12 protein-coding genes are annotated in these 13,767 nt (G+C 72.2%); 10 read left to right on the forward strand and 2 right to left on the reverse strand.

Annotation, left to right across the window (positions count from 1 at the left end; genetic code table 11):
• Window positions 1-2: 2 nt before the first annotated feature.
• The 10 genes from FLP23_RS05450 to FLP23_RS05495 all read left to right on the forward strand — a co-directional run bounded on the left by FLP23_RS05450 (window position 3) and on the right by FLP23_RS05495 (window position 11,357).
• Window positions 3-1,628: a tripartite tricarboxylate transporter permease gene (locus tag FLP23_RS05450; RefSeq protein WP_149324924.1), complete on the forward strand. Its 1,626-nt coding sequence runs from the start codon at window positions 3-5 to the stop codon at window positions 1,626-1,628.
• A gap of 37 nt (window positions 1,629-1,665) precedes the next feature.
• The gene (locus FLP23_RS05455) at window positions 1,666-2,700 is read left to right on the forward strand and encodes a Bug family tripartite tricarboxylate transporter substrate binding protein (RefSeq protein WP_168200382.1); all 1,035 of its coding nucleotides are present in this window, start codon (window positions 1,666-1,668) and stop codon (window positions 2,698-2,700) included.
• Between the two features lie 125 nt (window positions 2,701-2,825).
• On the forward strand, window positions 2,826-3,836 hold the full coding sequence (locus FLP23_RS05460) for a 3-oxoacyl-ACP synthase III family protein (protein ID WP_210413967.1): 1,011 nt from the start codon (window positions 2,826-2,828) through the stop codon (window positions 3,834-3,836).
• Window positions 3,833-4,606: a glycosyltransferase gene (locus FLP23_RS05465; protein ID WP_149324926.1), complete on the forward strand. Its 774-nt coding sequence runs from the start codon at window positions 3,833-3,835 to the stop codon at window positions 4,604-4,606. The genes FLP23_RS05460 and FLP23_RS05465 overlap by 4 nt, the downstream gene beginning before the upstream one ends.
• Window positions 4,603-5,760 (forward strand): cytochrome P450, encoded by a 1,158-nt coding sequence (locus tag FLP23_RS05470; RefSeq protein ID WP_149324927.1) that lies wholly within the window; start codon window positions 4,603-4,605, stop codon window positions 5,758-5,760. Before FLP23_RS05465 ends, FLP23_RS05470 begins: the two co-directional genes overlap by 4 nt.
• Complete coding sequence (locus FLP23_RS05475; protein WP_149324928.1) at window positions 5,757-7,424, forward strand: class I adenylate-forming enzyme family protein; 1,668 nt, start codon at window positions 5,757-5,759, stop codon at window positions 7,422-7,424. Before FLP23_RS05470 ends, FLP23_RS05475 begins: the two co-directional genes overlap by 4 nt.
• The gene (locus tag FLP23_RS05480; RefSeq protein ID WP_149324929.1) at window positions 7,421-8,329 is read left to right on the forward strand and encodes an NAD-dependent epimerase/dehydratase family protein; all 909 of its coding nucleotides are present in this window, start codon (window positions 7,421-7,423) and stop codon (window positions 8,327-8,329) included. Before FLP23_RS05475 ends, FLP23_RS05480 begins: the two co-directional genes overlap by 4 nt.
• Window positions 8,330-8,418: 89 nt before the next feature.
• Entirely contained in the window at window positions 8,419-9,804 is a 1,386-nt protein-coding gene (locus FLP23_RS05485) for a tyrosine-protein kinase domain-containing protein (protein ID WP_149324930.1), read from the forward strand.
• Between the two features lie 13 nt (window positions 9,805-9,817).
• On the forward strand, window positions 9,818-10,444 hold the full coding sequence (locus tag FLP23_RS05490; RefSeq protein ID WP_149324931.1) for an arsenate reductase/protein-tyrosine-phosphatase family protein: 627 nt from the start codon (window positions 9,818-9,820) through the stop codon (window positions 10,442-10,444).
• A gap of 7 nt (window positions 10,445-10,451) precedes the next feature.
• Window positions 10,452-11,357 (forward strand): hypothetical protein, encoded by a 906-nt coding sequence (locus tag FLP23_RS05495; protein WP_149324932.1) that lies wholly within the window; start codon window positions 10,452-10,454, stop codon window positions 11,355-11,357.
• A gap of 94 nt (window positions 11,358-11,451) precedes the next feature.
• Here FLP23_RS05495 and FLP23_RS05500 read toward each other — a convergent pair whose 3' ends face one another.
• Window positions 11,452-12,426, reverse strand: a complete 975-nt coding sequence (locus tag FLP23_RS05500; protein WP_149324933.1) for an NAD-dependent epimerase/dehydratase family protein — start codon at window positions 12,424-12,426, stop codon at window positions 11,452-11,454.
• Between the two features lie 2 nt (window positions 12,427-12,428).
• Window positions 12,429-13,739: a UDP-glucose dehydrogenase family protein gene (locus FLP23_RS05505; protein ID WP_149324934.1), complete on the reverse strand. Its 1,311-nt coding sequence runs from the start codon at window positions 13,737-13,739 to the stop codon at window positions 12,429-12,431.
• Window positions 13,740-13,767 lie beyond the last annotated feature (28 nt).

Raw genomic sequence — 13,767 nt, forward strand, 5'->3', positions numbered from 1 at the left:
ACATGGACGACGCACTGCTGAACCTGTTCAACGGGTTCCTCACCATCCTGCAGCCGCAGTACCTGCTGTACGCGGCGCTGGGTGTTCTCCTCGGCACCTTCGTGGGTGTGCTCCCGGGAGTCGGCCCGCCGCTCACGATCGCGCTCCTGCTGCCGCTGACCTACTCGCTCGAACCCACCGGGGCCTTCCTCCTCTTCGGAGGCATCTACTTCGGCGCGCTCTACGGCGGATCGATCACCTCGATCCTCATGAACACGCCAGGGGAGTCCTCGGCGGTGGTCACCGCGATAGAAGGCCATGCGATGGCGAAATCCGGTCGAGCCGGGGTCGCCCTGTCGATCTCGATCATCGGAGCCGTCATCGCCGGCACCATCGCGACCCTCGGACTGACCTTCCTCAGCCCGGTGATCGCGGGGATCGCCACGAGCCTGCGGGCCACCGACTACTTCGCACTCATGATCTTCGCCTTCGCGAGCGTCACGGCGCTCGTCGGCAAGTCGATCGTGCGGGGCATGCTGAGCCTGTTCATCGGGCTCTGGGTGGGTCTCATCGGCATCGACTTCGTGTCGGGCGACTCGCGGTTCACCTTCGGGGTTCCGCAGCTCGCCGACGGCATCAACGAGGTGCTGATCGTGATCGGTCTGTTCGCGGTGGGCGAGGCCCTCTACGGTTCGGCGCGCGCGATGGCGGGCGGCGAGACGGTCGTTCCGCTCAACGGGCGGTTCTGGCCGAACCGGAGCGAGGTCAAGCGCGTCTGGAAGCCGTGGCTGCGCGGCTCGGGGCTCGGGTTCCTGTTCGGAGCCCTGCCCACGGGTGGTGCGGAGATCCCGACGTTCCTCAGCTACGGCATCGAGAAGCGTCTGTCGAAGCACAAGCACGAGTTCGGCAAGGGTGCCCCGGAGGGCATGGCCGGACCCGAGGCGGCGGCGAGCGCGTCCTTCTCGGGCGTGATGGTGCCGCTGCTGACGCTCGGCATCCCCACCTCGGCGACCGCGGCGATCCTGCTGTCGGCGTTCCAGATCTACAACATCCAGCCCGGACCCCGCCTGTTCGAGTCCAGCGGGACGATCGTGTGGCCGCTCATCGCGAGCTTCTACATCGGCAACATCATGTTGTTCCTGATCAACCTGCCGCTCATCCGGCTCTGGGTGAAGATCCTGAAGATCCCGACCCCGTTCCTGTTCGCCGGCATCCTCGTGTTCGCCACGCTCGGTGTCTACAGCATCAGCAACAGCTTCACCGACCTGATCGTCGTGTACATCATCGGCATCGTCGGTCTGCTGATGCGCAGGTACGACTTCCCCATCGCCCCCGCGATCCTCGGAGCGATTCTCGGCCCGCTGGTCGAGACGCAGTTCCGGCGTTCGCTGGAGCTCGGGGATGGCAACTTCCTGGTGTTCATCGACCGTCCGTTCAGCGCGATCGTGTTGGCGCTGGCCACCGCGGTCATCGTGCTGCCGATCGTGAGCCGTCGCTTCAGCAAGGCGAAGGATGCGGTCGAGGAGGGCGACATCTCCGGCCTCATCGAGGGCGGGGAGCACCAGGACGAGACGACGGATGCGTCCGAGTCGACCGCATCGGTCGGCGTGGGGGCTCCGGCGCGGCGCCGTTGGTGGCGCCGGAACTGACGAGTGATCCATGGCAATCATCCAAAGGAGGAAGTACATGCCAGCAACACGCACTCTCCGAAACCGCTCCATCCGTCGCAGCCTGATCGCGGGGCTCGCAGCCGTCTCGATGGGGGCAGGCCTCGCGGCCTGCGCCCCGTCGGGCGGCGGAGAAGAGGCGCCCTTCCCGTCCAAGCCGTTCACGATCGTGGTGCCGGCCGCCCCGGGCGGCGGCTACGACCAGATGGGTCGTGCCGTCCAGCAGGCCCTCACCAAGTCGGGGCTCGTCACGAGCAACATCACGGTGTTCAACAACCCGGGCGCCGGTGGCGTCCTGGGTCTCAACGAGTTCTCGCAGGACGCTCAGGGCGACCCGTTCCAGCTGCTCTCGATGGGTGTGGTGCTGCTGGGGGCCGAGAAGACCTCGGACCTCGACGTGCGGGTCGAGAACGACACGACGCCGATCGCCCGGCTCGGGTCGAGCTACCTCACGATCGTCGCGAAGGCGGACTCCGACATCCAGTCGCTCGGCGACCTGGCCGACAAGCTCAAGGCCGACCCGGGAAGCGTGAGCATCGCGGGCAGCGTCACGGGCAGCCTCGAGCAGATCCTCATGGGCCTGTTCGCGGAGTCGATCGGGTTGGACCCGAAGGCGATCAAGTACGTCGCCTACGAGAACGCGAGCGAGCAGACCACCGCGGTGCTCTCGGGCGACGCGGACGTCTCGGTGACGGGTCTGTCGGAGACGCAGGCGCAGATCGATGACGGCTCCATGCGGGCCCTCGTCGTGACGAGCCCGGAGCGCATCGACGGCGTCGACGCCCCCACCTTCGAGGAGGAGGGTTTCAGCGCGGACCTCGTCACGGCGAACTGGCGCGGTGTGGTGGCCGGCCCCGGCATCAGCGACGAGGATCGCGACAAGCTCGTCGACCTCATCACCCAGATGCAGGCGACGCCGGAGTGGAAGCAGCTGCTGACCCAGTACAACTGGTCGGACACCTTCCTCGCGGGCGATGAGTTCTCGGACTTCGTGACCTCCGAGTCGAAGCGCATCGGCGATGCGCTCACGGCTCTCGGGGTGACCGAAGGCTAGACGGCGCACACACGGGGCGGGCGGGGACGGCGGTCCTCGCCCGCTTTCGTGCGCCGGCCGCCTTCGTGCGTCGGCCGGTGTCGTCCACGTCGGTCGCGGCATGCGCCGTCGCTAGGCTCTCGACCGTGTCGGCGCCGATCTCGTCTCGCATCTCGGGTCTCGGCGTCCACCTGCCCGAACGCACCCGCACGACCGGCGAGACGGAGGCCGAGTTGCGCCGCCGGAACCCGCGGCAGCACCTGCCGACGGGCCTCATCCGCCGGATGACGGGCGTGGAGTCGGTGCACCTGCGCCCGGACGGGTGGGACGCCTCCGATCTGGCGGTGGCGGCCGCCCGCGTGGCGCTCGCCGAATCGCCCGGCGAGGTGGACCTCGTGCTGTTCGCGAGCGCGAGCCAGGACCTGGTCGAGCCCGCCACGAGCCACATCGTGGCCGCGAAGCTCGGCCTCAGCTCGCCCGTGATGGACGTCAAGAACGCCTGCAACTCGGTCGTCAACGCCCTGCAGGTGGCCGACGCGCTCATCCGAACCGGCCAGTACGGGCGGGTGCTCATCGCGAGCGGCGAGGCGCCGACCGTGGCGGTGCGCTGGGAGGTGGACTCGCACGAGCAGTTCATCCGCAGCTTCCCCGGCTACACGATGAGCGACGGCGGCGCCGCGCTCGTGCTGGAGGCCTCCGACGACGAGGGCGCCGGCATCCGTGCCACGCGCTTCCTCGCCGTGTCGAAGCATTGGGGGATCGGCACCCTGCCGGGCGGCGGCACCATGCGCCCGCACGACGTCGACGCCGGCTACTTCGACATGGACGGCCACGGCCTGCAGCGCGCCTTCCTCGAACTCGGGCCGGAGCCGGTGCTCGGCCTGCTGCGCGACCGCGGGCTCGTCTGGGAGGATTTCGACCTCGTGGCCATCCACCAGGTGGCGCTGCCCTACCTGCCGCCCGTCTTCGAGCGGCTGGGCGTGCCCGACGACCGCACCGTGGTGACGGTGCGCGACCACGGCAATCTCGCCTCGGCGACGCTGCCGCTGCAACTGCAGCTCGCGCGCGAGCGCGGGATGCTGCGCGAGGGGTCGCGGGCGCTGCTGATCGGTCTCGCGGGCGGCATCTCGCTCGGGCTCGCGGAGGTGATCTGGTGAGCGCACCGCTCGCGGTCGTCGTGCCGATGTTCCAGGAGGCTGCCGGGGTGACGGCCACGCTCGAGGCGCTCGCCGCGCAGCGCGACGCCGACTTCGAGGTGGTGTTCGTCGACAACGGCTCCACCGACGGATCCGGGGATGTCGTGCGGGCCTTCGCCGCCGAGCACGGCCTGCACCGCTGGCGGGTGATCGTGGAGCCGCAGAAGGGCACCGGTGCGGCCGCCGACACGGGGATGCGCGCCGCGATCGCGGCGGGCGCGGTGCTGCTCGCGCGCACGGATGCCGACTGCATCCCGCGGGACGACTGGACGGCGTCCATCCGCCGCGCCCTCACCCCGCGCGCGGAGGGCGGCCTCGGCTTCCGCCTGGTCGGCGGGGAGCTGCTGGCGCGCCGCGACGAGGGCCTCGGCTGGTGGCCGCGGGCGGTGCTGCGCGGCGCCGTGCATCTCGCGGAGGCCTTCGGCCGCATCCGTCCCGGCAACCGCGACCCCGGCTACCTCGGCCCCTACTTCATGGCCGCGGGCTGCAACGTGGGCATCACGGCCGAACTGTACGAGGCATGCGGTGGCTTCCCGCGCACCAGGATCGAGGACCTCCACGAGGATCGCGCCCTCGTGAACGCGGTGCGCCGCATCACGCGCGACTACGCCCGTCGCGGCGACATCGTCGTCTACGGCTCCAGCCGGCGGGTGCAGGCCTGGGGGCTGCGACGCACGCTGCTCTGGTACAAGGACCACGCCTACCGGCCCGAGGTGGTGGACATCCGGTGAGCCGTCGGGCGGCGGACGACACCGCGACGCGGCGCGACGCGGCGGTGGTGCGCGCGGCGCATCCGGTGGCGTTCCCGCTCGTCTCCGCCATCCCCGGCCCGGTGCGCCGGGTGCCGGGGCTCGGAGTGGTCGTGAAGGATGCCGCGCTGCTGCGCGGGGTGCTCATGGACGGGGAGCACTTCTCGAAGACCGGCAAGGGCGCCTCGAGCGAGCTGTGGACGCCCGTGCTCGGCCCGCGCGTGCTCGTCAACATGCACGGCCCGGAGCATCTGGCGCTGCGCCGCCAGCTGGCGCCGCTATTCGCGCCGAGCTTCGTCGACGGCTTCGTCGCCGAGAGCCTGGGTGCTCTCACCGCCTCGCTCGCGTCGGCACTCGCGGCAGGGGAGGAGGTCGACCTCGTCGCTCACGCCCGCCGCGCGGCGAGCCGGGTGGTCTCGCGACTTGTTGGCCTCGACGAGGGCGACTTCGACGACGCGAGCTTCGCCCGGATCTCCACGATCATCGGCACCGTCACCCTCGCCCGCCCGCGGTTGCGCCCGCGCCCGCTCGCCGAGGCGCGCGCCGTCTTCGCCGAGCTCAGCACGCACGCGGCCCGCGCCTACGCGGGCGACGAGTCGACCGTGCCGGGGCGGATGCGCGCGCTGGGCCTCGACGAGCGCGAGGCGATCGGCGCGGTCGGGGCCTTCGTGCTCGCGGGCACCGAGACGATCGTGTCGTACCTGCCACGGCTCGCGGCGCTGCTGATCGACTCCGGCTGGCTCGCCCGGGTCGCATCCGACCGCGCCCTCGCGGATGCGGCGATCGCCGAAGGCCTGCGCGTCACGACCCCGACCCCCGTGATGCTGCGCTCGACGCTCGCACCGACCACGATCGGCGAGGTGCCGGTGCGCGCGGGGGACCGCGTGATCCTCGGCACCTACTGGGCCGACACGGCGCTCGGCGCCTTCGACCCGGACGCACACCCGGCGGCCTCCCTCAAGCAGCTGTGGTTCGGGGCGGGCGTGCACTTCTGCATCGGCGCACCTCTCGCGATGGCGCAGATCCGGCAGACCTTCGAGGCATTGCTGGCACACCCGGGGCTGCGGATCATGCGCCGCCGGGCCGCGCGCGGGGTGCTCATCCCCGCCTACGCCGAGCTGGTGGTGCGCGCGTGACCGATCTCGTGGAGGCGGTGCTCGCCTCCGCCGACCGCACCCCGGACGCCCCCGCGCTGACGGCGCGCGGGCGCAGCTGGAGCTATCGCGAGCTGGCCCGCCGCATCCGTGCGGTGTCGGCAGGGTTGCGGGCGGAGGGCCTCGAACTCGGCGACCCCGTGCTGTTCTCGGTGCGGCCGGGCCCGGACGCCGTGGTGCTGGCGCTCGGCATCGTCGACGCGGGAGGGGTGGTGGTCTTCGCGGACCCGGGTGCCGGCGAGGCGCTGTTCCGCGCTCGCGCGGGGCTCGCCGACCCGCGCTGGGTGGCCGCCGAGTCGCTGCTGTATCTGGCCTCCTCGGGGCCGTTGCGCCCGCTCGCTCGGCGGCGTGGACTCGAACTGGCGCCCTACGCGACGCTCGTGGCGGATGCGCGGTACCTCCGGGCGGGGCCGTGGCTGCCGGGGGTGCCGCGCCGGGCGCTGTCGTTGGGGCGGCTCATGCGCGGGGGGCGGCGGAGAGCGGGGCAGCGGGGTGGGGACCAGCGGGGCGGCCCGACGGCCGGGACGGCCGTCGGCGCTGGGGTCGCGGCGGAGGCCAGAAATGGCCTCCGCTCTGAGCTCCACCGCGCACTCGAGCTCCACCGCGCACTCGTCGTGTTCACGAGCGGCACCACGGGCGCCCCCAAGGCCGTCGTGCACACGCGAGGCTCGCTCGGTGCGGGCCTCGCCGACTTCGCCGACGGCGTCGGCATCCGTCCCGGTCTGCGGGTGCTGAGCGACCAGCTCATGGTGGGCATCCCTGCGCTCATCGGCGGCGCCCACTGGACGATGCCCGACCAGGGCCTCGACCCCGGCGCCCGCCCCGAGGCGTACCTCGAGCACCTGGCCGACGCCGAGCTGCTGTTCGCCGCCCCGGCGGCCCTCGACACGATCCTCCGAGCCCTCGACGCACGCCCCGAGCTGACCCCCGCGCTCGAGACGATCGTGCTCGGCGGCGCCCCCGTGCTGCCGCCGCTGCTGCGCCGAGCCTTCGCGCGCTTCCCCGGGGTGCGCATCCGCGCGGTGTACGGGATGACCGAGATCCTGCCCGTGGCGATCGCCGACGGCGCGCGGAAGCTCGCCGCCGCGGGGAAGGAGGGCGACCGCGTGGGGCGGCTCGTGCCGAGCGTGACCGCCCGCATCGTCGACGACGAGCTGCTGCTCGCCGGGCCCGGCCTCGCGCTCGGCTACCTCGCCGAACTGCCCGAGCATCCGCTCGCCGAACTGCGCACCGGCGACCGGGCGACGATCGACGGCGACGAGCTCGTGTTGCGCGGCCGCGCGAAAGACATGTTCATCCGCGGCACCCAGAACGTCTACCCGGGCCTCTACGAGCCGATCATCGCGGGCCTGCCGGGGGTGCTCGACGCGGCGATGGCGGGCGTGCCGGATGCCATCGGCGACGACCGCATCGTGGTCGCCGTCGTGCCCGCCGCCGACCCGCCGACGAGCGCGACGAGCGCGCATCCGCTCGTCGCCGAGGTGGCGCGCCGGTTGCCCGGGCTCATCGACGCGGGCGTGCTGCCGGACGCCGTGGTCGCCCTCCCGGCGCTGCCGCGCTCCGGGCGCGCCCGCAAGCTCGACCGGGCCGCGCTCGCGGGGATCGTGGCGCCGTTCGTGGCCGGCGGGGGAGCGCGGGGCGGATGAGGATCGCGGTCACGGGGGCGAGCGGCTTCATCGGTGGCGCGGTCGCCTCGGCGCTCGCCCGGGAGCACCACGAGGTCGTCGGCTTCGGTCGCACGCCGCACGGCTGGGCGCATCCGCACGCCGGATACCGCGTGTGGGACATCGCAGCGGGCCCGCTCCGCGGCGATCGCGACTTCGAGGCGGTCGTGCACTGCGCGGCACTCGCCGACGACGCGGCCCCGCTCACGCAGGCGATGCGGGTGAACCGCACCGGCACCCGCCACGTCGTCGCGAGCTTCCCGGGCGCCCGCATCGTGCACCTGTCGACCGCCTCCGTGTACGACGCCTTCACCCCGACGGTTCTCGCCCGCGAGGATGCGGCGCCCGTGAACCGATTCCTGTCGAGCTACGCCGAGTCGAAGACCTTCGCCGAGTTCGAGGTGAGCGGGGCGGATGCGGTGATCCTGCGCCCGCACGCCGTCTACGGCCCCGGCGACACGACGCTGCTGCCGCGTGTGCTCGAGGCGGTGCGGGGCGGGCGGCTCGTGCTGCCGGAGGGGGCGCGCGTGCTCCACTCGCTCACCCGGATCGACCACCTCGTCGACGCCGTGCGGCTCGCGCTCCGGGCGCCGGCGGGCGTCTACAACATCGCCGACGCGGAGCCCGTGCTGCTCGCCGAACTGCTCAAGGAGTTCCTGCGCCGCCGCGGGGTGGCGGCGCGCATCCGCTCGCTGCCGTACCCGGTGGCGTTCGGTCTGGCGGGCGCCGCCGAGCGTCTCGCCCGCATCCGGGGCGGGCGCGCGCGGCTCACCCGCTACGCGGTCAGCCAGCTGGGGCTCGAGCGCACCCTCGAGCTGACGGCGGCGCGCGAGCGGCTCGGCTACCGCCCGGGCCCCACCTCGCTCCACGGGGCGGAGCGCTGGTGACCTCGGCCGACTGAGCCTGCCGCGCGGGTCGGCTAGGCTGGCGGGACGCGCTCGTCGAAGCGCCCGGCCACCCTGAAGGAGTCCACGACGTGGAGTTGCGCGATTACCTGCGTATCCTGCGCCGCAACTGGATCCTCATCATCGTCATCACGCTCGCGGGCGTGGCGGGCGGTGCCGCGTTCTCGCTGCTGCAGACCCCCAGCTACGAGGCCACGACGAAGGTGTTCGTCTCGGCCACCGGGGCGAGCTCGGTCTCGGAGCTCAACGCGGGCAACAGCTTCACCCAGCAGATCGTGCGCAGCTACGCCGAGGTGGTCACCACCGGGCTCGTGCTCGACCCGGTGATCTCCGAGCTGGGCCTCGACGACAGCGTGAAGGATCTGGCCGCCCGCGTCACCGCGACCGCCACCCTCAACACGGTGATCGTCGACATCACGGTCGCCGACCCCGACCCGGTGCAGGCGGCCAACATCGCCAACACGATCGCCGAGAACCTCATCGAGGCGGTGCCGGATCTCACCCCGCCGAACGCCGACGGCGTGGCCCCCGTGAAGATCACCGTCGCCCAGTCCGCCCTCGTGCCTGCCGACCCGGTGTCGCCGCGGGTGAGCCTCAACGTGGCGCTGGGGGCGCTCGTGGGTCTCGCGCTCGCGATCGGCATCGCCGTGCTGCGCAGCGTGCTCGACCAGCGCATCCGCGGTCAGCGCGACGTGGAGCTCATCACCGACCGGCCCATCCTGGGTGCGATCGCCTACGACCCGAAGGCGAAGGATCGCCCGCTCATCGTGCACGCCGACCCGCTCAGCCCGCGGGCCGAGTCGTTCCGGTCGTTGCGCACCAACCTGCAGTTCGTCGACATGGGCACCGAGCGCCGCAGCTTCGTGGTGACCTCGTCGATCGAGTCGGAGGGCAAGAGCACCACGACCGCGAACCTGGCGATCGCGTTGCGCGACTCGGGCATGAACGTGTGCGTGATCGAGGGCGACCTGCGGCGTCCGAAGCTCGTCGACTACCTGGGCCTCGAGGGCGCCGTCGGTCTCACCGATGTGCTCATCGGCCGCGCCGAGCTGTCGGACGCCCTGCAGCGCTGGGGTCGCAACAACCTGTTCGTACTGCCGGCCGGGCAGATCCCCCCGAACCCGAGCGAGCTGCTCGGCTCCGCCGCGATGGCGAAGCTGCTGCGCGAGCTCGAATCCCAGTTCCACCTCGTGCTGGTCGACGCGCCGCCGCTGCTGCCGGTGACCGACGGCGCGATCCTCTCCAGGCAGACCTCCGGCGCCATCGTCATCACGGCGGCCGGGCGCACCCAGCGCAACCAGCTCGAGGCGGCCCTCAAGTCGCTGGCGAGCGTCGATGCGAAGGTGCACGGCATCGTGCTGACCATGATGCCCACGAAGGGCCCGGACGCGTACGGCTACGGTGCGTACGGATACGGTTACGGCTACACCCAGGAAACGTCGGCTAAGAAGCGCTGAAGGGGAACTCCGCTTGTCCACGCGTTCTGAGATCCCGTTCACCGTGCTGGTGGTCTGCACCGGCAACATCTGCCGCTCGCCGCAGGCGGAGCGGCTGCTGCAGGCGGAGGTGCTGCGGCTCGGCTGGGCGGGCGATGTGCGGGTGTCGAGCGCGGGGGTGGCGGCGCTCGTCGGACAGCCGATGCCCGCGCAGGCGGCCGCGCAGACGATCGGCTACGGCGGCAACCCGACCGGGCATGCGGCGAAGCAGCTCGTGGAGCCGCTCATCGAGGAGGCCGACCTGGTGCTCACGATGGAGCGCGCCCACCGCGCCGCCGTGGTGCGCATGGTGCCGCGGGCGAACCGTTTCGCGTTCACATTGCCCGAGTTCGCGCGACTCGCCCTCGACCTGCGCGCCTCGGGGGAGGCCCCGCCGACGGACGCCGCCCTGCCGCTGTCGCAGCGGCTGCGGGCTCTCGTGCCGGAGGTGGCGGCGGGCCGCGGCCTCTCGCTGCCGGTGGAGGCGGAGCACGACGAGGTGGAGGACCCGTACGGCCGCTCCGACGAGGTGTACGCGCGTTCGGCGCGGCAGGTGGCATCCGCGGTGGCGACCGTCGTCGAGGTGTTGAGCGAGCTGTCCCGGCCGGATTCGCGCGGGTAGGCATCCGATGGCCGCGAAGCGCGCACGGAGGTCCCGTGGAGAGTTCAGCGGGCGGGTGGGTCTCGCGATCGCCGCGATCGTGGCGTTCCTCGCGGTGGATGCGGTGCTCGTGCTGGCGGCGATCAACGCCTCCCGCGGGGTCGAGTCGTCGACGGTCTACCTCGAGCCGAACATCCCGCCGCAGCCGTCGATCACGCCGACCCCCACCACCCCGCCCGTGGTGGGGCTGCCGGTGGGGCGGGTGCTGGCCGGTGCGGGGGAGTCGGCCGTGTGGCGGGCTTCGGCGGGCTCCTGCACGGGCGGCGTCGCGCCGGCGTTGCAGACCTCGTCCGATGCCGGCGCCACCTGGACGGATCGGTCGCTCGCCAGCTACGACGTGCGCCAGATCCTGGTGCTGTGGGTGCGGGACGTGAACTACGGCGAGGCGGTGGTGCGCATCGGCGACGACTGCCGCCTGGCCGGCATCCGCAGCTTCACGGGCGGCCGTTTCTGGGAGGAGTCGGAGGGCGCGCTCACCGACACGGTCGCCCTCGACCTGGACGCCCCCGGCGATGTGCTCGTCGACGGCGAGGCGGTGGCGGCGCCGTGCCCGGACGCCGTGCAGGCGGTGCCGGCCGCCGAGTCGGTGTTCGTGCTGTGCGGCGACGGCTCGCTGTTCGGCCGCGCGGACGGCGAGTGGACGCCGCAGGCGCCGCAGCCGGGCGCGGTCGCGCTCGTGGCGGAGGGCGCGGCGCCCGAGGTGGTCTTCTCGGGCCCGGAGGACTGCCCGCTGGCTCTCGGCCTCCGCGACGAGGTGGGCGAGCTCGCCCCGCGCGTCTGCGCCCCCACGGCGGCTGTGCCCGGCGCCACGGTGGCGGTCGCGATCGATGGCCGCACGGTCGTCTGGGCCGGCGACTTCTTCGGCGCCCTCTAGCTCCTGGGCTGATCGAGGAGCGCCGCGCAGCCGCGGAGAACGGACCAGCCACCGCGATCCGTCGGATTGAGCCTGTCGGATGCACCGACCCCGCTCAGCTCCAGTCGATCCCCGCCCGATCCAGCGAAGACAGCGCACCCGCAACCCACTCGTACTGCGCGCGCAACCCGCTCTCGAGGGCGGTCTTCGCCGTCCAGCCCAGCGCTTCCTCGACACGCGCGGTCGAGCCGCTCGTCCGTGAGACGTCGCCGGCTGCAGCCCCCATGCGCTCGACGCGCACCTCGCGTCCGGCGATTTCGGCGAGCGTCTCGAGCACCTCGTTCACCGACACCTGGCTGCCGCCGGCGATGTTGAACACGGATCCGGCGTCGTGCTGCACGGTGGCGGCGAGCATGTTGGCTTCGACGATGTCGTCGATGAAGGTGAAGTCCCGCACCTGCTCGCCGTTGCCGAACACCCGAATCGTGTCGCCGCGGGCCGCCGCCCGGGAGAAGCGGGTGAACGCCATGTCGGGCCGCTGCCGCGGTCCGTAGACGGTGAAGTACCGAAGCGAGGTCGTGGGTACGCCGAAGTTGCGGCCGTAGAGGGTGGTCAGGTTCTCGGCCGCCAGTTTCGTCACCCCGTACGGCGACACCGGCTGAGGACGATCCGTCTCGTGGGTGGGGTAGCTCTCGGCGTCGCCGTACACCGACGATGACGACGCGGCGACGAGCCGCGTGAGCCGGGGTGCGCTCCGTGCCGCCTCCAGCAGGGCCTGCGTGGCGACGATGTTCCGGGCCACGTAGGGAGCGAACCCGGCTCCCCATGAGCCGCGCACGCCCGGCTGACCGGCCTGGTGGAACACCACCTCGATGTCGCTGAGCAGCGCGGGCAGGTCGAGATCGTTCAGATCGGCCTCCACGAGCTCGAAGCGTTCGGATCGAAGCCGCGCCAGGTTGTCGCGCTTGAGCGCGGCCGCGTAGTACTCGGTGAGGTTGTCGACGCCCACGACGTCGTGCCCGTCGGCGAGCAGCCGCTCCGAGAGGGCGCTTCCGATGAACCCGGCAGCGCCGGTGACCAGTGCCTTCATGCTTACGGTCGCCCCATCCCGGAGTACTCCCACCCTGCCGCGCGCCAGGCGCCGGCATCCAGACAGTTGCGCCCGTCCACGACGACCCGCCCGCCGGCGAGCGCGGCCGCGTGCTCGGGCGTGAGCTCCCGGCGGTACTCGTCCCATTCGGTCACCACCAGCACCGCGTCCGCGCCCTGCAGCGCCGCGTCGAGTTCCTGCTCGTAGCGGAGCTGCGGATGCACACGCCGCGCGTTCTCGATGGCCGCCGGATCGGTGACCACCACATCGGCGCCGAGTCCGTGCAGGCGCACGGCGGCGTCGAGGGCGGGGGAGTCGCGGATGTCGTCGCTGTGCGGTTTGAAGGCGGCGCCGAGCACGGCGACGCGCTTGCCGTATACCGAGCCGCCGAGTCCTTCGACCACGAGCTGCACGGCGCGTTCGCGGCGCCGCAGGTTGATGGCGTCCACCTCCCGCAGGAAGGCCACCGATTCGCCGCGCCCGAGCTCTTCGGCGCGCGCCGAGAACGCCCGGATATCTTTCGGCAGGCATCCGCCGCCGAAGCCGATGCCGGCCCCCAGGAAGCGTCGCCCGATGCGAGCGTCGTGCCCGATGGCGTCGGCGAGCTGGGTCACGTCGGCGCCGGTCACTTCGGCGATCTCGGCCATGGCGTTGATGAACGAGATCTTGGTGGCGAGGAACGCGTTGGCCGCCACCTTGACGAGCTCGGCGGTGGCGTAGTCGGTGACGATGAACGGCGTCTCGTTGGCGATGGCCGTGTGGTACACCGCCCGCAGGATCGCGGCCGCCCGTTCCCCCTCGGCGCCGTCCGGCACGCCCGCCACCAGCCGGTCGGGTGCCACGGTGTCCTGCACCGCGAACCCTTCCCGCAGGAACTCCGGGTTCCATACGAGTGTCGCCCCCGTCGGCTCCACCACCTCCGCAAGCCGCGCCGCCGTCCCCACGGGGACGGTCGACTTCCCCGCCACGATGTCGCCGGGCGACAGGTGCGGCAGCAGCCCGTCGACCGCCGCATTCACGTATGTGAGGTCGGCCGCGTAGCCGTCTTTCTGCTGAGGCGTGCCCACCCCGATGAAGTGCACCTGCGCCCCCGCCGCGTCGGCCATCGAGGTGCTGAACCGCAGCCGTCCCGAGGCGATGCCGTCGCTCAGGATCTCTTGCAGCCCCGGCTCGAAGAACGGCGCCTCACCCTTCGACAGCGACTCGATCTTGCGCGCGTCGACGTCGATGCCGACCACGTCGTGCCCGATCGACGCCATAGCCGCCGCGTGGACGGCGCCTAGGTAGCCGCAACCGATGACGGAGAGTTTCACCGTGCCTCCTGGTGCTGAGGCTTTCATT

The sequence above is a fragment of the Protaetiibacter larvae genome (genome assembly GCF_008365275.1).
Lineage (GTDB): Bacteria > Actinomycetota > Actinomycetes > Actinomycetales > Microbacteriaceae > Homoserinibacter > Homoserinibacter larvae.

Coding starts and splice junctions, on each gene's coding strand:
- FLP23_RS05450 (WP_149324924.1), top strand. CDS start 3: ATGGACGACGCACTGCTGAACCTGTTCAACGGGTTCCTCACCATCCTG.
- FLP23_RS05455 (WP_168200382.1), top strand. CDS start 1,666: ATGCCAGCAACACGCACTCTCCGAAACCGCTCCATCCGTCGCAGCCTG.
- FLP23_RS05480 (WP_149324929.1), top strand. CDS start 7,421: ATGAGGATCGCGGTCACGGGGGCGAGCGGCTTCATCGGTGGCGCGGTC.
- FLP23_RS05495 (WP_149324932.1), top strand. CDS start 10,452: ATGGCCGCGAAGCGCGCACGGAGGTCCCGTGGAGAGTTCAGCGGGCGG.
- FLP23_RS05500 (WP_149324933.1), bottom strand. CDS start 12,426: ATGAAGGCACTGGTCACCGGCGCTGCCGGGTTCATCGGAAGCGCCCTC.